At 69.5% G+C, this 20,986-nt stretch carries 18 protein-coding genes; 10 read left to right on the top strand and 8 right to left on the bottom strand.

The annotated features are described in order from the left end of the window. Positions 1-94 precede the first annotated feature (94 nt). From ASF94_RS13530 to ASF94_RS13505, 6 genes are all read left to right on the top strand, one after another. Positions 95-583, top strand: coding sequence for a tripartite tricarboxylate transporter TctB family protein (locus ASF94_RS13530; RefSeq protein ID WP_056667103.1), 489 nt, complete (start codon positions 95-97; stop codon positions 581-583). A gap of 18 nt (positions 584-601) precedes the next feature. Continuing rightward, on the top strand, positions 602-2,113 hold the full coding sequence (locus ASF94_RS13525) for a tripartite tricarboxylate transporter permease (protein WP_056667100.1): 1,512 nt from the start codon (positions 602-604) through the stop codon (positions 2,111-2,113). A 141-nt stretch (positions 2,114-2,254) separates the two neighbouring features. Continuing rightward, positions 2,255-3,247 carry a DMT family transporter gene (locus tag ASF94_RS13520; protein ID WP_082493253.1) on the top strand — a complete coding sequence of 331 codons (993 nt, stop codon included), beginning with the start codon at positions 2,255-2,257 and terminating at the stop codon, positions 3,245-3,247. Between the two features lie 145 nt (positions 3,248-3,392). Next, the gene (locus tag ASF94_RS13515; RefSeq protein ID WP_056667097.1) at positions 3,393-4,223 is read left to right on the top strand and encodes an SDR family oxidoreductase; all 831 of its coding nucleotides are present in this window, start codon (positions 3,393-3,395) and stop codon (positions 4,221-4,223) included. A gap of 100 nt (positions 4,224-4,323) precedes the next feature. Further along, a complete protein-coding gene (locus tag ASF94_RS13510) occupies positions 4,324-5,511 on the top strand; it encodes a TRAP transporter substrate-binding protein (RefSeq protein WP_082493252.1) in 1,188 nt (395 codons plus the stop codon). Next, on the top strand, positions 5,511-8,195 hold the full coding sequence (locus ASF94_RS13505; RefSeq protein WP_056667295.1) for an EAL domain-containing protein: 2,685 nt from the start codon (positions 5,511-5,513) through the stop codon (positions 8,193-8,195). Before ASF94_RS13510 ends, ASF94_RS13505 begins: the two co-directional genes overlap by 1 nt. An 84-nt stretch (positions 8,196-8,279) precedes the next feature. On the opposite strand, the gene ASF94_RS13500 is transcribed toward ASF94_RS13505, so the two are convergent. Then, the gene (locus ASF94_RS13500; RefSeq protein WP_056667293.1) at positions 8,280-9,179 is read right to left on the bottom strand and encodes a DMT family transporter; all 900 of its coding nucleotides are present in this window, start codon (positions 9,177-9,179) and stop codon (positions 8,280-8,282) included. A 137-nt stretch (positions 9,180-9,316) separates the two neighbouring features. On the opposite strand from ASF94_RS13500, the gene ASF94_RS13495 reads away from it, so the two are divergent. Together ASF94_RS13495 and ASF94_RS13490 are read left to right on the top strand one after the other, a co-directional pair. Beyond that, positions 9,317-10,303 (top strand): quinone oxidoreductase, encoded by a 987-nt coding sequence (locus tag ASF94_RS13495; protein ID WP_056667096.1) that lies wholly within the window; start codon positions 9,317-9,319, stop codon positions 10,301-10,303. Beyond that, the gene (locus tag ASF94_RS13490; protein WP_056667093.1) at positions 10,300-11,154 is read left to right on the top strand and encodes an NUDIX hydrolase family protein; all 855 of its coding nucleotides are present in this window, start codon (positions 10,300-10,302) and stop codon (positions 11,152-11,154) included. The genes ASF94_RS13495 and ASF94_RS13490 overlap by 4 nt, the downstream gene beginning before the upstream one ends. A gap of 108 nt (positions 11,155-11,262) precedes the next feature. Here the strand turns inward: ASF94_RS13490 and ASF94_RS13485 are convergent, their stop codons facing one another. The 4 genes from ASF94_RS13485 to ASF94_RS13470 form a co-directional block, all read right to left on the bottom strand. Then, on the bottom strand, positions 11,263-12,435 hold the full coding sequence (locus tag ASF94_RS13485) for a serine hydrolase (RefSeq protein WP_056667090.1): 1,173 nt from the start codon (positions 12,433-12,435) through the stop codon (positions 11,263-11,265). Between the two features lie 233 nt (positions 12,436-12,668). Beyond that, positions 12,669-13,634 carry an AraC family transcriptional regulator gene (locus ASF94_RS13480; RefSeq protein WP_056667089.1) on the bottom strand — a complete coding sequence of 322 codons (966 nt, stop codon included), beginning with the start codon at positions 13,632-13,634 and terminating at the stop codon, positions 12,669-12,671. 453 nt (positions 13,635-14,087) lie between these two features. After that, positions 14,088-15,074, bottom strand: coding sequence for a prolyl aminopeptidase (gene pip / locus ASF94_RS13475; RefSeq protein WP_056667086.1), 987 nt, complete (start codon positions 15,072-15,074; stop codon positions 14,088-14,090). A 50-nt stretch (positions 15,075-15,124) separates the two neighbouring features. Beyond that, positions 15,125-16,033 carry a LysR family transcriptional regulator gene (locus tag ASF94_RS13470; RefSeq protein WP_056667084.1) on the bottom strand — a complete coding sequence of 303 codons (909 nt, stop codon included), beginning with the start codon at positions 16,031-16,033 and terminating at the stop codon, positions 15,125-15,127. Between the two features lie 103 nt (positions 16,034-16,136). Between ASF94_RS13470 and ASF94_RS13465 the strand changes: the two genes are divergently transcribed. Then, positions 16,137-17,189 (top strand): bile acid:sodium symporter family protein, encoded by a 1,053-nt coding sequence (locus ASF94_RS13465; protein WP_056667080.1) that lies wholly within the window; start codon positions 16,137-16,139, stop codon positions 17,187-17,189. 35 nt (positions 17,190-17,224) lie between these two features. Here the strand turns inward: ASF94_RS13465 and ASF94_RS13460 are convergent, their stop codons facing one another. Next, positions 17,225-17,623, bottom strand: a complete 399-nt coding sequence (locus tag ASF94_RS13460) for a hypothetical protein (protein WP_056667077.1) — start codon at positions 17,621-17,623, stop codon at positions 17,225-17,227. A gap of 116 nt (positions 17,624-17,739) precedes the next feature. Between ASF94_RS13460 and ASF94_RS13455 the strand changes: the two genes are divergently transcribed. Then, a complete protein-coding gene (locus ASF94_RS13455; RefSeq protein WP_056667074.1) occupies positions 17,740-18,624 on the top strand; it encodes a LysR family transcriptional regulator in 885 nt (294 codons plus the stop codon). 39 nt (positions 18,625-18,663) lie between these two features. Here the strand turns inward: ASF94_RS13455 and ASF94_RS21350 are convergent, their stop codons facing one another. Beyond that, positions 18,664-18,837: a hypothetical protein gene (locus ASF94_RS21350; RefSeq protein ID WP_156382536.1), complete on the bottom strand. Its 174-nt coding sequence runs from the start codon at positions 18,835-18,837 to the stop codon at positions 18,664-18,666. Between the two features lie 185 nt (positions 18,838-19,022). Continuing rightward, positions 19,023-20,693, bottom strand: coding sequence for a Na/Pi cotransporter family protein (locus ASF94_RS13450; RefSeq protein ID WP_056667072.1), 1,671 nt, complete (start codon positions 20,691-20,693; stop codon positions 19,023-19,025). Between the last annotated feature and the right edge of the window lie 293 nt (positions 20,694-20,986).

Genomic DNA, 20,986 nt, shown 5'->3' with positions numbered 1-20,986 from the left:
TTTTCCCTAGGTCCCCGGTAGGTGGTATCCACAACGCACGCGGAAGGGGCCAACTGCACAATCGCCCGTCAAGTTCGCGTAAGGAGGCTTTTTCGTGAAAATCAAGAGTCAGAAAGACTTTTTCTCGGGGCTGATGTTCATGGGCATCGGCGTCGCCTTTGCCGTGGGTGCCAGCAACTACACCGTCGGCAGTGGCGCCCGCATGGGGCCCGGTTACTTCCCGCTCATCCTGGGCATTCTGCTGGCCGTGCTGGGCAGCGCCATCGTGTTCTATTCCACCGTGGTGGAAAGCGCCGGCGGCGACAAGATCGGCAAATGGGCCTGGAAGCAGATCTTCTTCATCCTGGCTTCCAACTTTGCCTTCGGCGTGCTGCTGGCGGGCCTGCCGAGCTTCGGCGTGCCGGCCATGGGCCTGATCGTGGCGATCTACGGGCTGGTGTTCATCGCCAGTCTGGCGGGAGACACCTTCAATGCCAAGGAGGTGTTCATCCTCGCCACGGTGCTGGCGGTGGGCAGCTACGTGGCTTTCGTGTGGGCGCTGAAGCTGCAGTTCCCTGTGTGGCCCAGTTTCATTTCGGGTTAAGCAGGAGCATCGATAACCATGGAATTGTTTGACAACCTGGCGACCGGCTTCGGCGTCGCCTTCACCTTCCAGAACCTGATTTACTGCCTGATCGGCTGTATCTTGGGCACGCTGATCGGCGTGCTGCCGGGCATCGGCCCCGTGGCCACCATCGCCATGCTGCTGCCCGCCACCTACGCGCTGCCTCCCGTGGCCGCGCTGATCATGCTGGCCGGCATCTACTACGGCGCCCAGTACGGGGGCTCCACCACCGCCATTCTGGTGAACCTGCCGGGCGAGTCATCCTCGGTGGTGACCGTGATCGACGGCTACCAGATGGCGCGCAAGGGCCGGGCGGGCCCGGCGCTCGCCGCGGCCGGCCTGGGTTCCTTCTTCGCTGGTTGCGTGGGCACGCTGATCCTGGCCGCCTTCGCACCGCCGCTGACCGAAGTCGCCTTCAAGTTCGGCCCCGCCGAATACTTCTCGCTGATGGTGCTGGGCCTGATCGGTGCCGTGGTGCTGGCTTCCGGCTCGCTGCTCAAGGCAGTGTCGATGATCGTGCTGGGCCTGCTGCTGGGCCTGGTGGGTACCGACGTGAACTCGGGCGTCGCCCGCTACAGCTTCGACATTCCCGAACTGACCGACGGCATCAACTTCGTCGTGATCGCCATGGGCGTGTTCGGCTACGGTGAAATCATCGCCAACCTGTCCAAGCCGGAAGAAGACCGCGAGGTGTTCACCGCCAAGGTGCAGGGCCTGTTCCCCACCAAGGAGGACTTCAAGCGCATGATTCCCGCGGTGCTGCGCGGCACGGCGCTGGGTTCGGCACTGGGCATCCTGCCCGGCGGCGGTGCGCTGCTGGCGGCCTTCGCGGCCTACACCATCGAGAAGAAGACCAAGCTGCAACCGGGCGAAGTGCCCTTCGGCAAGGGCAACATCCGCGGCGTGGCGGCTCCCGAGTCGGCCAACAACGCCGGTGCGCAGACCTCCTTCATCCCGCTGCTGACGCTGGGCATTCCCCCCAACGCCGTGATGGCGCTGATGGTGGGTGCCATGACGATCCACAACATCCAGCCTGGTCCCCAGGTGATGACCAGCAACCCCGAACTGTTCTGGGGCCTGATCGCCTCGATGTGGCTCGGCAACGCGATGCTGATCATCCTGAACCTGCCGCTGATCGGCATGTGGATCAAGCTGCTGACGGTGCCCTACCGCTGGCTGTTCCCCTCCATCGTGCTGTTCTGCGCGGTGGGTGTGTACGGCACCAACAACAACACGTTCGACGTGTGGCTGGTCGGCATCTTCGGCTTCATCGGCTACGTGTTCCACAAGCTGGGCACCGAACCCGCGCCGCTGCTGCTGGGCTTCATCCTGGGGCCGATGATGGAAGAGAACCTGCGCCGGGCCCTGCTGCTGTCGCGCGGCGACTGGAGCGTGTTCGTCACGCGTCCGATCTCCGCCGGCCTGCTGGTCGCCGCCGTGCTGCTGCTCATCATCGTGCTGCTGCCGGCCGTGAAGAACAAGCGGGAAGAGGCCTTCGTCGAAGACTGACGATCCGCGGCCAACCGGCCGCCCGCCGCCGCCGTCCTGAACCGCGACGGCTGGGCTGGCCCATCGAGACGGCACCTTCGGGTGCCGTTTTGCTTTGGGCGGGCAGGCAGGCGCGGACAATGCGGCAGGCCCCGCCCGCCGATGCGCCGCCGCCTAACGGAACCCACCACCTTGCCTGCCTCGCCCCCACCCACGCCGGCTCCGCCGCCGGTTCCGTCGCCACCGTCGCCATCGCCTGTGCCGCCTTCGCAGGCCACCGGGCTGCTGCTCGCCTTCCTGGGCGCCATCGCCTTCAGCGGCAAGGCGATCATCGTCAAGCTGGCCTACCGGCACGGGGTGGATGCGGTCACGCTCATCATGTATCGCATGCTGTTTGCGCTGCCCATCTTCGCGGCCATGGCGTGGTGGGCCAGCCGGGGGCGCGCGCCGCTCACCCGGCGCGACTGGGCGGGCGTGGCCTGGCTGGGCTTCACCGGCTACTACCTCGCCAGCTTCCTGGACTTCGCCGGCCTGGCCTACATCAGCGCCAGCCTGGAGCGGCTGATCCTCTACCTCAATCCCACCCTGGTCGTGCTGCTCGGCTGGCTGCTGTACGGGCGCCGGGTGCGCTGGCCGCAGATGGTGGGCATGGGCATCAGCTACTGCGGCGTGCTGCTGGTGTTCGGCTCCGAAGCCAGCCTGCAGGGCACCCATGTCGCCTGGGGCGTGCTGCTGGTGTTCCTCTCGGCGGTGAGCTATGCCGTCTACCTGGTCTACAGCGGCGAGATGGTGCGCCGCCTGGGCGCTTTGCGGCTGGTGGGGCTGGCGACCACCGTGGCGTGCCTGTGCTGCCTGCTGCAGTTCGCCGTGCTGCGGCCGCTTTCCGCCGCGCTGGTGGCACCCGAAGTGGTGTGGCTGTCGGTGCTGAACGCCATCCTCTGCACGGCGGTGCCGGTGCTGCTGATCATGCTGGCCATCGAACGCATCGGCGCCGACCTCACGGCGCAGACCGGCATGGTCGGGCCGCTCTCCACCATTCTCATGGGCGTGTGGCTGCTGGGCGAACCGTTCACGCCCACCGTCGCAGCCGGCACCGGCCTGGTGCTCGCCGGCATCTACGTCTTCACCCGGCTGGCGCGTCGGCCCGCGGCCTGAGCCTGCGGCCCGGCCCGGCCGCGACTGGCGGAAAGACGCCGCAGCCCGCTTGTCGGGCCTGCGGCGCGCACTATCATCTTTGTTAACCAGAGGCGCCCGGCACGGGACGCCACCTGCCACCACTAATCAACGGAGCACACGGAATATGGATTTTGGTATTGCCGGAAAATGGGCGCTGGTCTGCGGCGCGAGCAAGGGGCTGGGCCTGGGCTGCGCCGAGGCGCTGGTGCGCGAAGGCGTCAACGTCGTCATCAATGCGCGCAATGGGGACGCGCTGAATGAAGCTGCTACTTATTTGATAGCGGCAGGTGCTGACGCCACCAGGGCTGGCGGGCTGAAAGGCCCTCAGCCTGAAGTGCTGGCGGTGGCGGCCGACATCACCACGCCGCAAGGCCGATCGGCCGCGTTCGGCGTGGCAGGCGGCCCGGGCACGGCATTCGACATCGTGGTGACCAACGCCGGCGGGCCGCCCACGGGCGACTTCCGCGACTGGGACCGGGACGCCTGGATCCGGGCCGTGGACGCCAACATGCTGACTCCCATCGAACTCATCAAGGCCACCGTGGACGGCATGGCCGAGCGCGGTTTCGGGCGCATTGTCAACATTACGTCCAGCGCGGTGAAGGCGCCCATCGACATCCTGGGCCTGTCCAACGGGGCGCGCAGCGGGCTGACGGGCTTCGTCGCGGGGGCCTCCCGCAGCGGCATCGCGGCCCGGGGGGTCACCATCAACAACCTGCTGCCGGGCAAGTTCGACACCGACCGCCTGGCCGCCACCGTGCAGGCCGCTTCGTCGAAGTCGGGCAAGAGCGTGGACGACGTGCGCCGCAGCCAGCAGGCCGCCATCCCGGCGGGGCGCTACGGTACCCCGCAGGAATTCGGCGCCATCTGCGCGTTTCTCTGCAGCGTGCATGCCGGCTACATGACGGGTCAGAACGTGCTGGCGGACGGCGGCGCCTATCCCGGCACGTTCTGAACTTGCCGTTTTGTGCCGTTTTTTGCGGCGTTGACGGCGCCGAATCGGACCACAATGGCCGCGGTTGATTCGTTCTTCGACCCAATCCTGAGGATGTGTGATGCGGCTGCCGTTCTTCCTGTCGATTCCCCCCGCAGTGCGCCTGTTCGCACTGTGCGGCTGCCTTGCCCTGTGGCCCTGGGTGGCGTCGGGCCAGGACGGGGTCGGCTCCACCGGCGCGCCGGGGGCGGTGGCGCCGGCGACGGCCGCCAAGCCGGGCGCGCCCCGGCCGCGCGCCCAGCGCAATCCTGACGCGCCCATCCGGCTGCGGGTGGTGGGCGGGCTGGGCCTGGTCACGCAGTACACGCAGTTCGAGGAACCCTTCTGGACCCGCGACCTTTCCCGGCTCAGCGGCGGGCGGCTGGTCGCGGACATCGTCCCCTTCGACCGCGCCGGCGTGCCCGGCGTGGAAATGCTGCGCCTGCTGCAGTTGGGCGTGGTTCCGTTTGGAACCGCGCTGATGAGTTCTTTTTCCGCCCAATATCCGCAATACACCGCCGTGGATCTGCCCGGCCTGAGCGCCGACATCGCCAGCCTGCGGCGGGCGTCCGCGGCTTTCCGCCCCTACCTGGAGGAAGCGCTCCGCGAGGAGCACGGCGTGGAGGTGCTGGCGGTGTACGTCTATCCGGCGCAGGTCGTCTTCTGCAAGAAAACGCTGACCCGGCTGGACGACCTGGCCGGCCGGCGGGTGCGCGTGTCGTCGCCGGCGCAGGCCGACTTCGTCGCCGCGCTGGGCGCCGAACCGGTGGTGACGGCCTTCGCGCAGCAACGCTCCAGCCTGGAGTCCGGCGACGTGGACTGCGCGGTCACCGGCGCCATGTCGGGCAACACGCTGGGGCTGGACACGGTGGCCTCGTTCCTCTACCCGCTGCCGCTCAACTGGGGCATGGCCGTCTTCGGGGCCAACCGCGCGGCGTGGAACGCCTTGCCGGCCGACGCGCGAACGCTGCTGCGCACCGAACTGGGCCGCCTGCAGGAGGCCGTCTGGGCCCAGGCCGAGCGCGAGACGGCGCAAGGCATCGCCTGCAACACGGGCCAGGCCAGCTGCCGGGACGGCCGCAAGGGCGCCATGGTGCTGGTGCCCGTCTCCGAGCGCGACGATCGCCGCCGCCTGGAGGTGTTCCGCACCTCGGTGCTGCCCAAGTGGCGCCGCCGCTGTGCCGTGAACTGCGACGAGATCTGGGAACGCACCATTGGAGCCCACAGCCCGTCCGGCAGCCAGGCCGGCCCCCGGGCTGCCGCCCGATGATGGTGCCCACCGCCTCGCGCACACGCTTCGCGGTCTGGACCGGCGTGGGCCTGCTGCTGGCCGCGCTGGTGCTTTCCGCCACCTCGCTGATCCTGAATGCGCGCAACACCGCGCTCGCCGAAAGCGAAGACCAGGTCAGACGCTTCGCCTCCGGCGCAGAGTCGGCGATGAACCGCGCCCTGCTGTCGTTCGACGTGCTGCTGGCCAGCACCGGCGACCTGCTCGATCTTTCCACCAGCCAGCGGTCCGAGCTGGGCGGGCGGGGCGCGCGGCAGTTGCTGCGCAGCGCCGCCCGGCAGAACCTGATGGTGCGCTACGTGGCGCTGATGGACGAAGGCGGTGCGGTGGTGGCCGCGTCCGACCAGGCCGGGCTGCATGCGGCGCGCGACCTGCCGGCCGGCTTTTTCGACGAAGCGATGGGCCAGGCCGCCCCCGTGCTGGTCGCCAGCGCCCCCACGGTCAGCTTCACCAGCTCCGAGCGGGTGATCTTCTTCGCGCGGCATGTGCAGATGCCGAACGGCCGGCGGCTGCTGGCGTTGGCGCAGGTGCCATCGAGCATGCTGGTGTCGGTGCTCATGCAGGGCACCGACATTCCGGCGCTCGAAGTCACCATGGAACACGGGGCTGGCGACGTGCTGCTGGGCATCTCCAGCCGCGGCGAGATGCGCCGCGCTGCCACGGTGCATCCGCTGGGCGAGCAGCCCCAGCCGCCCGATGGCGTGAGCGGCCCGCAGGTGCAGCGCTGGCACCAGCCGACGCGCCTGTCGGGCACGCCCGGCATGGTGGTGGCGCGGCCGATTCTCTACCCGGACCTCTGGATCTCCGCCAGCCTGCCGCTGCGCGAGGCGCTGGACAACTGGCGCTCTGAGCGCAACACCATCGTCCTGGTGGCGCTGCTGTTCGGCGCCACGCTGCTGGGCATCGCCGGCTTCTCGGTGGCCTATCTCAACCGCATGCACCGCGCCCGGCGCGCGATGGCGCAGTCGCAGGCCACGCTGGAGCAGGCGCTGTCTTCGCTGGTGACGGGCTTTCTGTTGCTCGACGCCGAACAGCGCGTGCGGCAGTGGAACCTGCGCTTCGAGGAAATCTACCCGTGGACGACGCCCTCGCTGCGGGTGGGCATGCCGTTCACGGAACTGCTCAGTCTCTGCGCGCCGTACCAGGTGCCCGAAGGAAGCGATGCCGAGCGGCGCCACTGGGTGGAGCAGCGCCTGATGCTGCAGCGCACGCCCCGCGGCACGCACGAGCAGGAGATGCGCAACGGCCACTGCATCCAGATCACCGAGCGCCCCACGCCCGATGGCGGCATGGTCATCTCGTACCACGACGTCACCGACATGCGGCGCGCATCCGCCGAGATCGAGAACCTGGCGTTCTACGACCCGCTCACCGGTCTGCCGAACCGCCGCCTGCTGCTGGACCGCCTGCACCAGGCCGAGTCGGCTGCAGAGCGGTCGGGCGAGCGCGGCGCGCTGCTGTTCCTCGACCTGGACCAGTTCAAGACGCTCAACGACACGCTGGGCCACGAGGTGGGCGACCAGCTGCTGCAGCAGGTGGCCCGCCGCCTCTCCGACAGCGTCGGCATCACCGACACGGTGGCACGCCTGGGCGGCGATGAGTTCGTGGTCATGCTGCGCGATCTGTCTTCCCACGACGGCGAAGCCGCGGCGGCGGCCCGCCGCACGGGCGAGAAGATCCTGCACCAGCTCAACCGCCCGTACCAGCTGGGCGCCTACAGCCACCAGAGCAGCTGCAGCATCGGCGCGACCCTGTTCGGCCACAAGCCGCAGGCCGCCGCCGAGCTGCTCAAGCAGGCGGACATCGCCATGTACCAGGTGAAGGCGCAGCGCGGCAACGGCCTGTGCTTCTTCGACCCCGGCATGCAGGAGGCGATCAGCGCGCGCGCCCGGCTGGAGCACGACCTGCAGGAGGGCCTGGCCGCCGGGCAGTTCGTGCTGCACTACCAGCCGCAGTTCACCCTGACCGGCGCGCTGGTGGGCGCCGAGGCGCTGCTGCGCTGGCAGCACCCGCAGCGCGGCATGGTGCTGCCCGGGCAGTTCATCGGCGTGGCCGAAGACAGCGAATTCATCATTCCACTGGGCCTGTGGGTGCTGCGCACTGCCTGCGAACAGCTGGCGCTCTGGCAGCAGGAGCCCACGCTGCGCGATCTGCACCTGTCGGTCAACGTGAGCGCGCGGCAGTTCCACCAGCCCGACTTCGTGCCGCGCGTCATCCAGGTCCTGCAGGAAACGGGCATCCGCCCGCACTTGCTCGACCTGGAACTGACCGAGTCGATGGTGCTCGACAACGTGGAGGAAACGGTCGCCAAGATGCACCTGCTGCGCACCAAGGGCGTGCGCTTCTCGGTGGACGATTTCGGCACCGGCAACTCTTCGCTCGCCTACCTCACGCAGCTGCCGCTGCACCAGCTCAAGATCGATCAGTCGTTCGTGCGCAACCTGGGCGTGCGGCACACCGACGACGTGATCGTGCAGACCATCATCGGCATGGCCCGCAACCTGGAGCTGGAGGTGATTGCCGAGGGCGTGGAAACCGCCGAGCAGCGCGACTTCCTGGCACGCCACGGCTGCGACCTGTACCAGGGCTATCTGCTGGGCCGGCCCATGCCGGCGCAGGAGCTGCGGCAGCTGGCGCAAGCGCTGGTGCCTTCGTCGTCAGCGTGAGGGTGCTATTGATTCAATAGCTGCAGGTGCTGGGTTGACGGGCGCTGGCGCGTGATTTTGTCCTGATGGGCTGCGGCCGAGGACTCAGCGGCGCGACGAGGCGACGATCCCGCCCACGATCAGCGCGAACGCCACCGCGTGGTAGAGATGCGGCACCTCGCCCAGGAAGGCGGCCGACAGCACCGCCGCGAAGAGGGGCGTGAGGTTGATGAAGAACCCCGCCACCGCCGGCCCCGCCCGCTGCACGCCCACGCCCCAGCAGCGGTAGGCCAGCACGGCAGGCCCGACGGCGATGAAGAGCAGCGCGGCCGCCAGCGGCCAGCCCCATTCCACGTGGCGCGGCGCCACCGCCCATTCCGCCCCGGCGAAGGCGCCCGACCACGCCAGGCCGAAGACCATCTGCGCCATCAGGAAGGCGGCCCAGTCGCCGCGCACGGTGGCCGGCTCGCTGGTGCGCGACAGCAGCCAGCTGTAGAACGCCCAGCACATGGTGGCCATCACCATGTAGAGGTCGCCCGGCACCAGCCGGAGCGCCATCAGCTGGCCCCATTCGCCGCGGCTCAGCACCACCACCACACCGGCGATGGACAGCACCGCGCCCAGCACGTGCCGCCGCGTGACGGGCGCGCCGAAGAAGAGCGCGCCGATGGCCAGCATCCACACCGGCAGGCCGGCGCCCACCAGGGTGACGTTGAGCGGCGTCGAGGTCTGCAGCGCCATGTACTGCAGCGCGTTGTAGCAGCCGACCCCCAGCAGTCCCAGCAGCGCGAAGCGCCGCCAGTGCGGCCACACGGGGCTGTCCCGGCGCAGCACGCCATGGGCCAGCGGCAGCAGGATGGCGAAGGCCAGCGCCCAGCGGATGAAGTTCAGCGTGAGGGGCGGCACCAGCGTGTGCACCAGCCGCCCGACCACGGCATTGCCGGCCCACAGCAGCGGCGCTGCGGCCAGCATGCCCACGGTGGCAGGCGAGAGTCGTTGCGTCATGGGCTGCAACTGTAGCCGCAGGCATGGGGCAGCACGGCGCCCCGAAACATGGCAGGATGCCCCGCGTGCCCGCATTCCACGCGCGGGCCTGTCCGCTCCATCCACGTTGTTCCCACCGCATCAGGAGACCGATCCCCATGAGCCTCGCCGTCCAGATCCGCCAGCATGGCGGCCCCGAAGAACTGCATGTCACCGACGTCGAGGTGGGCCAGCCCGGCCCGGGCCAGGTGCGCATCCGCCACCATGCGGTCGGGCTGAACTTCATCGACGTCTATCACCGCACCGGCCTCTACCCGCTGCAGATGCCGGCGGGCATCGGAATGGAAGGCGCGGGCGTGATCGAGGCGGTGGGCGAGGGCGTCACCCACCTGCAGCCCGGCGACCGCGCCGCCTATGCCGCCAACCCGCCTGGCAGCTACTGCGAGGTGCGCGTGATGCCCGCGCAGAACGTCTGCCGCCTGCCGGACGGCATCGACTTCGAGACCGGCGCCGCCATGATGCTCAAGGGCCTCACGGCGCAGTACCTGCTCAAGAAGACGCGCCCCGTGGAAGGCCTGGAGCCTGGCGACCACGTGCTGTTCCATGCCGCCGCCGGCGGCGTGGGGCTGATCGCCTGCCAGTGGGCGAAGGCGCTGGGCCTGCAGCTGATCGGCACGGCCGGGTCCGACGCCAAATGCCAGCTGGCGCTGGACAACGGCGCGGCCCACGCCATCAACTACGCCACGGAAGACTTCGCCGCACGGGTCAAGGAGATCACCGGCGGCAAGGGCGTGAAGGTGGTGTACGACTCGGTGGGCAAGGACACTTGGGAGAAATCGCTCGAATGCCTGCGCCCCTTCGGCCTGATGGCCAGCTTCGGCAACGCCTCGGGCCCGGTGCCGCCGTTCGCGCCGGGCAGCCTGGGCGCCAAGGGCTCGCTCTACGTCACGCGCCAGACGCTGTTCACCCACATCTCCAGCCGCGAGGCCACGCAGGCCATGGCGGACGATCTGTTCAAGGTGGTGGAAAGCGGCGAGGTCAAGATCCACATCGACCAGCGCTACCGGCTGGCCGACGTGCAGCAGGCGCACCGCGACCTGGAAGCGCGCAAGACCACCGGCTGCACCATCCTCACGCTGTCGTGACCGCGCCCGTGGTGGCCCGGCCCGGCTGGGTCGATGCGGCCCGCGCCCGCGCACAGCGCCCGGCGGCGCGCCCCCGGCTGCCTTTCGTGGTCGGCGGGCACACCGTCGGCTCCGTCGATGCCCTTGTTTTTGGTGAAATCGCCTCCCAGCGCTTGCTGGATGAGCATTGGGTGCTATCGAAAAAAGAGCATGTCGACGGGTCGATCTGGCACCTGGGCGCGGCGGATGCAGCCCAGGTCGATGCCACCGCCGCCCTGAACGCACTGGCGCGGGTGCTGCGCGCCACCGGCCACTGCGGCCCCTGGCGCGACGAGCAGCTGGCGGTGTGCGACGCCGCTGGCCAGCGCATCGGCACCGTGGAGCGCGGGGCCGTGCGGCCTCTGGGCATCACCACCCGGGCGGTGCACCTGGTGGCCTCGACGCCGGAGGGCGCGCTCTGGGTGCAGCAGCGCGCTTTCGACAAGCCATCCAACCCCGGCATGTGGGATACGACCATGGGCGGCATGGTGTCTGCCGCCGACACGCTGGAGCAGGCCCTGGCCCGTGAAACCTGGGAAGAGGCGGGCCTGGAGACCGCTGCCTTGCAGGGCGTGGCGCACGGCGGCCATGTGGACTTCGCCCGGCCGTGCGAGGCCGGCGGCGATGGTGGCAGGGAAGCGGAAACCGGGTACATGGTCGAGCGCATCGACTGGTTCCGCGCCACCGTGCCGCACGGCATGCAGCCCGTGAATCAGGACGGCGAGGTCGAACGCTTCGAGGCGCTGTCCCTGGCCGAGCTGCAGGCGCGGCTCGCCGCCGGCGCCTTCACGCCCGAGGCGGCGCTGGTGCTGGCGGCGTTCTTCGGCTGGTAGCCCCGGCAACGGGGTGGAACGCGGTGCAGCTGGGTGCAGCTGGGTGCAGCTGGGTGCAGCTGGGTGCAGCTGGGGCTCTGGGGCCACGCGCCCTGCGGCCCGTGCGGGCTAGCCCGCCAGCGCTGCGTACACGGCTTTCTCGTAGTCGTGCAGCAGGTCCATCACCCGCGCATCGGCGAACGGAAAGGTCTGCGTCGCCAGCAGGCCGGCGATGTGGGTGTGCGGGTCGATCCAGAAGAAGCTGTTGGCCAGCCCCGCCCAGGAGAGGCTGCCCGCCGCCCGGCCCGTGGGCGCCACTTCCTCGTTGATCTGGAAGGCCAGGCTCCAGCTCTTGCGCAGGCCGGGGAAGAACTCCGCGTCCGCCGTGAGCGGGATGGCGGCGCACAGGGGGCGCACGCGTGCGTTGCCCAGCTGGTTGAGCATCAGATGGGTGGCGACGGTTTCGGGCTTGAGCACGCGCTCGCCGTCGAGCTGCCCCAGGTTGAGCACCATGCGCATGAAGCGCGCGTAGTCGCCGATGGTGCTGTAGAGCGCGCCGCCGCCCATGTGGAATTCGGGCTCCTGCGTGATCTCGAAGGGCAAGGGCGTGAAGGCGCCGTCCTCGCCGCGCAGGTGCACGCCCGCCAGGCGCCGGCGCATTTCGGGCGTGATGTGAAAACCCGTGTGGTCCATGCCCAGCGGCTGCCACAGGTGCAGGCGCATGTAGGCCTCCAGCGAGAGCCCGCTCACGGCCTCGACCATGTGGCCGGCCCAGTCGATGCCCATGCCGTACTCCCAGCGCTCGCCCGGGTCCGATGCCAGGGGCAGCTCCAGCGCCTTGAGCTGGCAGCCGATGATGCCGGGAATGCCCAGGGCCGCCTGCACCTGCTGCATCTCCGGGTTCCAGATCTCGTAGCTGCAGCCCGAGGTGTGCGAGAGCAGGTGCCGCAGCGTGATGGGCCGCCGGGGCGCCCGGGTCAGCGGGCGGCCGTCCGCGTCGAAGCCGGTCAGCACGCCGAGGCGGCCGATCTCCGGCAGTACCTGGGCCGCGGGCGCGTCCAGGTCCAGCAGGCCGCGCTCCACGCACTGGACCGCCGCCACCGAGGTCAGGGCCTTGGTCATGGAGGCGATCCAGATCACCGTGTCGGTCGTCATGGCGACGCCGCTGCCCATCAGGCGCTCGCCTGCGCTGCCTTCGTACAGAAGGCCGTCGCCGTCGGCGACCAGGGCCATCACGCCGGGGGCGGCGCCGCGCGCGACGCCGTCGGCCAGGATCGCGTCGAGTGTGCTTTGCATGTTCATAGGTGTCTCCTTGGATGGGCTCGAGCCTGTGGACTGTCTGCTGGCGAATGCGCCCGCTTGTGCGTGTGCGTGTGCGTGTGCGTGTGCGGCGGGGGCGGGGGCGGGGGCGTGGGGGGCCGCCATCGCGCGCGAGGACAGTCTAGGAACGCAGATGCCTGCCGGCTGGCCGTATCGGGCCCGCCGGCTGGTCTCTGCGTGCCAGCGCGCAGGAGGCTCAGAACGTGAACACGTTCTTAGCGCAGCGCCTGGGCGCGGAAGGCCGAGGGCGTCATGTGCCGGAGCCGGGAGAACTGGCGGGCGAAGTGTGCGGCATCCGAAAAGCCGCAGCGCCGGCCGATCTCGGCCACCGAGAGGCTCCGCCAGCGCTGCTGCGCCAGCAGGCCGGCAGCGGCTTGCACGCGCAGCGCCATGAGCGTGGCCAGATATCCCGTGCCGCCGGCCGCCATCGCGCGGTGCAGGGTGCGCAGCGAAACGCCGGCATCGGCGGCAACCTCGGACGCGGTCAGCCCGGGCTGCATGAAGCGGGCGCGCATCGACGCCATGGCGCGCTCGTGCACAGGCTGCAGGGAGTGCGTGCGTTCCAAGGGCGCACCATCGCCCGGGCCATCGGCCAGGAGGGACAGCAGCCCGCCGATCTGCGCCTCGATCAGCTCGTCCTGCGCATGGCTTGCGCGCTCGGCCAGCGCGCGGGGCACCAGCATTTCCTTGATGCCGCGCAGCGCCAAGCCGTATCCGGCGCTGCACGGCAAGGCGCGGCCGATCAGCCGGGACGCATCCGGCACCCAGTGCTCCACCCAATCGATGGGCAGCTCGATCGACAGGTCGTCCAGCCCCGCGCCGAAGTCGAAGACATAGGGCTGCCGGGAATCGATGAGGATGGAGTCGCCCGGCTGCAGCCGGCTGGCGATGCCGGCCTGGGTCGCGCGCCACGGCTGGCGGGGCTGGGAGAGCAGGTAGTAGGCGTTGTGCCGCCCCTGGGCGATGTCGCGCTCCGATCGCACCACGGTCTGCGGCGCGCCCCGGGCCTGGTGCGGCAGGATGCGCTGCAGGGTGCAGCGCTCGAGGCGCGCGTGGAAGCCCTCGCGCTGCAGCGGCACCGCGTCCATCTCCAGCACGGCGTCATGCAGGGCATCGCGCCAGCCGGGCAGCCGCAGGGGTTCGTGCAGGCTGTCGGTGGACCAACTGAGCAGGTTTCCCATGGCGGATCTCCGGTCGTCATTCTCATCGTGCAGTTCCGCAGGTCAGCAGGCGCTTGCGGCTGCACAGCGGTGCCGGCAAGGATAGCGCGCCCGGGTCATGCCTTGGAACGTGTTCGCGATCTCTCAGGGGTCGCGCAGCGGTGTGGGCGGGATGGGATGCATGGCGCGGTGCGCAGTGAATAGCACGGCTATGCACAAGCGCCGCAACGCCGCAGAGCGCCCGCCCACACCGCTGCCCTTCGGGTGGGAGCGACATCGGGCGCTTGGAGACTCCGGCTGCTTGCATGGGCATGAGCCCATGCGGCGCATCCAGAGCCTCCACTCATCCCGATTGCGCTCCAACGCGATCCCCTGCGAGATCGTGAACACGTTCTGAGAGGATGGGTCCGGCCTGGGGTGCAGGGCGGAGCTGCATGCCGGCCTCCTGGCCGGCGGGGACGGTGACGCCGGGCTCTATCCCCATGTGGCTGGCATGAACGCTGGCTGGAGCGCAGCGAAGCGGTCCGTCGCGTCCAGCAGGCGGCCCAGGATGCCGGGTTCGGTCCAGGCATGGCCGGCGCCCTCGACCAGATGGAACTCCGAACCTGGCCAGGCCTGGTGCAGGGCGTGCGCATAACGCACCGGGCAGGGCATGTCGTAGCGGCCATGCACGATGACGCCCGGAATGCCGGCCAGGCGATGGGCCTCGCGCAGCAGCTGGCCGTCTTCCAGCCAGGCGCCATGCATGAAGTAATGGTTCTCCAGCCGCGCGAAGGCCAGGGCGAAGTGGGCATCGGCATGCTGGTCGTGGTTGGCGGCGCTGGGCAGCAGCGTGATGGTCTCGCCCTCCCACAGGCTCCAGGCCAGGGCCGCTTCCTGTCGGCGGGCCAGGTCGGGGCCGGTGAGAAGCCGGTGGTAGGCCGCCATCATGTGGCCGCGCTCGGCCTCCGGCACAGGCGCCTGGAATCGCGCCCACTTTTCGGGAAACATCTCCGACACCCCGTACTGGTAGTACCAGTCTAGCTCGGCTTTGGTCACGGTATAGACCCCGCGCAGCACCAGTTCGCTCACGCGTTGCGGGTGCTTCTGCGCGTAGGCCAGTGCCAGGGTCGAACCCCAGGAGCCCCCGAACACCAGCCAGCGCTCGGTGCCGGGGCGCAGCTGGCGCAGGGCTTCGATGTCATCCACCAGATGCCAGGTGGTGTTGGCCTCCAGCCCCGCGTGCGGAGTCGAGCGGCCGCAGCCGCGCTGGTCGAACAGCAGCAGGTCGTAGCGGGCCGGGTCGAACAGGCGCCGGTGCGCTGGCGAGATGCCGCCGCCTGGGCCGCCGTGCAGAAACACGGCCGGCTTGGCGCCGGGCGTTCCCACGCGCTCGTAGTACACGCGGTGGCCGTCGCCTACGTCGAGCAGGCCGCTCTCGTAGGGTTCGATGGCGGGGTAGAGGGCGCGGGTTTCGGACATGTCGGGTGTCGGGGTGGGCAGGAGCCGAAAGTATCGCCGGGGCGAGGGGCTCAGCCGGTCGATATGCCCTTGCGCTGCCCCGCCACCTCGCCCACCAGCTCCCACACGGCCTGGGCCATCGGCGCCAGCTCGCGGTGCCGGCGCCGTGCCAGCACGATTTCGCGGTCCACACGCGGCACGAGCGGGCGCACGGCCAGGCGCTGCAGGCCTTCGGGCGGCACGGCCAGGGTGGGGATCACGGAGATGCCCAGTCCCGCATCGAGCATGCGGAAGATGGTGGTGGCATGGCCCACCTCCTGCGCCACGGTGTGCGGCACGGCGTGCGCCGCCAGGGCCTGGTCGATCAGGCGGCGGCTGCCGGAGGCATGGTCCAGCAGCACAAGCGATTCGCCGGCGAGTTCTGCCCAGCGTACGCGGGCCTTGGCGGCCAGCCGGTGGCCGGGCGGGCAGGCCAGGCAGAACGGGTCGGTCAGGATGGCCTCGCAGTGCAGGGCATCCCGCTCGCTGGGGTCGATGACCACGCCGAAATCCACCTCGCCCGAGAGCACGCTCGCCAGCACGTCGTTCTGGATGCGGTCGAGCAGCAGCAGCTCCACCCCCGGCAGCGCCTCGCGGCAGCGGGCGATGCAGTCGGGCAGCAGGTGGGCCGACAGCGTGGGGCTGCTGGCCACGCGCACGCGGCTGCGGCGCGCGCTGCCCATGCCGCGAATGTCCAGCAGCACGCCTTCGAGCTCGTCGAGCAGGCGCGGCAGGCGCGCGGCGAGGCTGCGCCCGGCCTCGGTCAGCTCGACCTCGCGCGTGGTGCGGTGCAGCAGCTTCAGGCCCAGCTGGGCTTCCAGCTCGGTGATGGAGCGGCTCACCGCAGGCTGCGTCAGCCCCACCGCATCGCCCGCGCGGCTGAAGTTGCGGGTGGCGGCCACGGCCTGGAAGACGTGCAGCTGGCGCAGGGTGACATTCATGCGCTGCGATCATAGAACCATCAGAAGAATCCATTTCCTTTCTAGATGGCGGTGGGTTCCAATCGGCGCATTCATTCCCGTTCTTCCTGATGTGAGATCCGCCATGGCCCGCCCCCGCTTCCTGCCCGACAACTATGTGCTGGCGCTGCTGGCCACCGTGGCCCTGGCCAGCGTGCTGCCGGCCTCCGGCATGGCGGCGCGGGTGTTCGAGGGGCTGACCATCGCCGCCATCGCGCTGCTCTTCTTCCTGCACGGCGCCAAGCTCTCGCGCGAAGCCATCGTGGCGGGTATCTCGCACTGGCGGCTGCACCTTTTGGTGGTGGCCTGCACCTTCGTGCTGTTCCCACTGCTGGGCTGGGCGCTGCGGCCGGTCTTGGAGCCGCTGGTGACGCCCGAGCTGTATCTTGGCGTCATCTACCTCTGCGTGCTGCCCGCCACCGTGCAGTCGGCCATCGCCTTCACGGCCATGGCGCGCGGCAACATGCCGGCGGCGATCTGCAGCGCGTCGGGCTCCACGCTGCTGGGCATCGTGATCACGCCCTTGCTGGTCAGCCTGCTGATGCCGCAGATGATGACGGGCAGCGGTTCCGCGCAGCACGGCGATACGCTCGCCAGCATCGGCCGCATCATGCTGCAGCTGCTGGTGCCGTTCATCGCGGGGCACCTGCTGCGCCCCTGGATCGGCGGCTTCACCAAGCGCCACGGCGGCGTGCTCAAGTACGTGGACCAGGGCTCGATCCTGCTGGTGGTCTACACCGCCTTCAGCGCGGCCGTGATCGAAGGGCTGTGGCGCGAGATTCCGCTGGCCGCACTGCTGGGGCTGCTGCTGGTCTGCGCGGTGATCCTGGCGCTGGCCATCGTGTCCACCACGCTGCTGGCGCGGCGGCTGGGCTTCTCGAAGGAGGACGAGATCACCATCGTTTTCTGCGGCTCCAAGAAGAGCCTGGCCAGCGGCGTACCCATGGCCAAGGTGCTGTTCGCGTCGGGCGCCGTGGGTGCCATGGTGCTGCCCCTGATGCTGTTCCACCAGATGCAGCTCATGCTGTGCGCCGTGCTGGCCCAGCGCTACGCGCGCCGGCCCGAGGCCTCCGATCCGCTGGCCGTGCCCGCCTCCGCAGCGCCAGCCTCTGCGGCCGCCGAACTGCCGCGCCGTTGATGCGGCAGCGGGGCGGGCCAGCCCTGCCCGGCGCGCTACACACCGGCTTGCTGGTGGCGCCACTCCTGCGTGCGCCCGCCGTAGCCGTAGGCCGCCGCGCGGGCATCGATCAGGTGCACGTAGCTCACCTCGTGCATGCGCGGCAGCAGGCTGGCGAACGCTGAGTGCACCTCGCGCAGGAAGCGGGCTTTCTCGGCCTTGGTGTTGGTCTCGTCGGTGATGCTGATGTCCAGGTGAAAAGCGCTCTGGTCCAGTTCGGCGAGTGACACGCCGCCAATGAACCATTGGTCGGCCGCGATGAACTGCACGCTGGTGGCGATGACGGGCAACTGCTTGCCCAGCACGCGCCGGGTGGGTTCGGCAACGGCTTCGATCGCACGGCGGGCCAGGGCCGCATCTGGCGTGCCGCTGAGGTGGATGACGATGTGGGGCATGGTGAACCTGGAGAAGAGGTGTGGAGGAAGCCCATTGTTGGACTTCCTTGGTCTCCGGAAAAGCGGGATGATCCAATGTGATCCATCGGCAAAGCCGTTGGATAAACTGCAGGGCCATGCAGCACTTCCCCCTCGATCAACTCCAGTCCTTCGTCGCGGTGGCGGATGCCGGCAGCGTGACGGCCGGCGCACCGCGGGTGTTTCTCTCGCAATCGGCCGTCAGCGAGCAGTTGCGCAAGCTGGAAGAGCGCGCCCGCCAACCGCTGCTGGTGCGCTCCAAGTCCGGGGTGGTGCCGACGGAGGCGGGAAGGCGGCTGCTGGCCCATGCCCGTCAACTGCTGGCGATGAGCGAGTCCGCATGGCGTGACCTGCGTGGCGTGCCGCTGCAAGGCACATTGCGCCTCGGCGTGACCGACTATTTCCGTCCGGCTGAACTGGCCGGGATGCTGGCGCGCCTGCAGAGCCGCCATCCGGGAGTGCACCTGCAGGTCAGCGTACAAAAAAGTGGAGACATCGAAGCCGCCCATGCCCAGGGTGCGCTCGATGTCGGGCTGACGATGCAGCTGCCCGCAGCGCCCGGCGCGGGGGTCGCATCACGCACCCGTGGAGCCGAATGGCTGAGGCGTGAGCCGCTGCGCTGGATGGGGGCTGCCTCGCTGCCGGGCAAGCCACCCGCAGCCGATGCCCCGCTGCGGCTGCTGGCGCTGCCCGACACCTGTTCGCTGCACCGCTTCACCGTCGCCCTGCTGCAGCGCCGCCGCGTGCCGTTCGCGGTCACGCTGACGGCATCGGGCGTGGCGGGGCTGCAGTCGGCACTGGCGGCAGGGCTGGGCGTTGCCTGCCTGAACGCATCGGCGTTGTGCGACGGGGTGCAGGTGCTGCCTGCAGGCTGGAAGCTGCCCAGCTTGCCGGAAGCGCGGTTCGCCTGGCTCCCGCCGCACAAGGGCGAAAGCGCTTTCGTCCAGCGGGCTCGGCAGCTGTTGATGGCGGACTTCGCCTGAAGTTGAATGCGGCGGGCGTGTGGGCCCGGTCCCGAGCCGTCAGCGCTTGGCGCGTTCCGCCTGCTCTTCCTCGCCTGGCGGCACTTCCAGCCGCTCGTTGCGCACTTCCTTCATCATGTCCTCAGCGACCGGGTCGGTGCCGTCGAGCGGCACGTCGCGCTCCTGGGTGACCTCGGGTTCGTCGCTGGCGGGCTTGCGGGGGCTTTGGGACATGAGCGGACTCCAAGAAGGGGGTGAAACGGCCTGCGGTCGAGCGGCGGCGGGCTTCACGCCCGTCGAGGCCGCCAATGGCAGGTTAAGCCGCTGCCGCAGGGGCCACCGTAGGACGGCGGGCCAAGCCCGCTTCGGCCCCGTCCTGACGCGGCCACCGAACGCTGCCGCCCCCCAGGGCGGACGCTTCAAGAGGGCAGCGACGCTTCCGACGCAGGGGTGTTCGCCACCCGAAGCCGGTTGGGCGCCAGCGCCCCGGCCGAATCCAGGATGGGATAGGCGATGGAGCAGATGTGCGAATTGATGCGCTTGAGCTCGCTGATCAGGTCGATGTGCAGCGAGCTGGTCTCCATGCTGGGCACCGTCTTGTCGGACAGGCGCACCAGGTGGGTGGCGGCGTAGGCCCGCTCCAGATCGCGGAAGCGCGCCTTCTCCTCCAGCAGCTTCTGGGCGTCACGCACGTTGCCGTTGAGGAACACGCTCATGCCCAGGCGCAGGTTGTCGATCAGGCGGCGATGCAGTTCGGTGATCTCGGCCGTCCCGGCTTCGGAGAACTGGCGGCCCTTCTTGATCTTCTTGTCCTCGATGTCCAGCAGCACGCGTTCGATGATGTCGCCCACCTGCTCCATGTTGATGGTGAAGCTGATGATGTCCGTCCAGCGTCGGCTTTCCTCCTCGCCCAGTGCCTCGCGCGAGATCTTGGTCATGTAGTACTTGATGGAGGAGTAGAGCTCATCCACCTCGTCATCCATCTTGCGCAGGCGTTCGGCCAGTTGCACGTCGTTCTTCTGGATCACGTCGAGCACGCCGACCAGCATGGTTTCCACCACGTCGGCCTGGTAGAGCGCCTCGCGCGCCGCGCACGAGATGGCGAGCGAGGGCGTGGAGAGGGCGGATGGATCCAGGTGGTGCGGCCGGCGGCTCTGCACGCCCTGCGGCTTGGGCAGCAGGCGCGTCACCCAGTGCGCCACCCACTGCGTGAAGGCGATGAAGCCCAGGCTGATCACCACGTTGAAGCCCAGGTGGAACAGCACCACCCCTTGCGCCGCGCCCGGCAGGTGCGGGTGCACGTGCCGCAGCCAGAGGCCGATGAAGGGCGCCACCAGCACCACGCCCATCAGCTTGAACACCAGGTTGCCCACGGTCACCTGGCGCACCTCCACGGTGGACTTCGCGGTGGTCAGCACGGCCAGCAGGCCGCTGCCCAGGTTGGCGCCGAGCACCAGGCCCAGCGCCACGTCGAGCGGCACCACGCTGGAGGCGGCCATCGCCGCGATCAGCAGCACGATGGCCAGGCTGGAGTAGGCCAGGATGGCAAGCAGCGAGCCCATGAGCACTTCCATCACGATGTCGCTGTTGAGCGAGCCGAGCATCGCCTTGATGATGGGCGAGGACAGCATGGGGCCACTGGCCTGCACCACCATCTCGAGTGCCAGCAGCATCAGCCCCAGGCCGATCAGCACACGGCCCACGCGCCCTGCGGTGCTGGCCTGGCGGGAGATGAACAGCACCACGCCCACGAAGATGAACAGCGGGGACAGCCAGGACAGGTCGAACGAGAACAGCACCGACATCATGGCCGTGCCCACGTCGGCGCCGCGCATCACCGCCAGGGCCGCCGGCAGGGTGATGAGGCCCTGCCCCACGAAGGAGGAGGTCATCAGCGACGTGGCCGTGCTGGACTGCACCAGCGCCGTGACGCCCATGCCGGAGAGCGCGGCGGTGAAGCGGTTGCCCATGCTGCGGGCCAGCATGGTGCGCAGGTTGGCGCCGAACACGCGCAGCACGCCGGTGCGCACCAGGTGGGTGCCCCAGACGAGCAGCGCCACGGCTGCCAGGAGATTCAACAGATGCTTCATGAAAAAGGAAGAACGGGTCCTGTGCCGGGAAAGTGCGAAAGGCACGGGGGCGTGCGGGAGGCCGTCGCCGGGCTTGCGGACAAGCGGTACAGCATACTCCTGCTTCGATAGCAGAAGCCGCGCCCGGACGGTGGGTCCGGGGAGGGCGCAGGCGCTGCCGCTGTGCGGGGGCCGAGAGTATGCGCCGCCCCTCGCTCCCTGCGCGTAGGAGCCGGACTACGCTGCCGGTTCGCAGCGGGGCTTCCGAGAGGCGGAAAGCACAAGGCCCGCACGGGGCGGGCCTTGGAAATGCC

The organism is Acidovorax sp. Leaf160, assembly GCF_001424265.1.
GTDB lineage: Bacteria > Pseudomonadota > Gammaproteobacteria > Burkholderiales > Burkholderiaceae_C > Paracidovorax.
The sequence above is the reverse complement of the archived record's forward strand: the minus strand, read 5'-3'. Positions and strand labels throughout refer to the sequence as shown.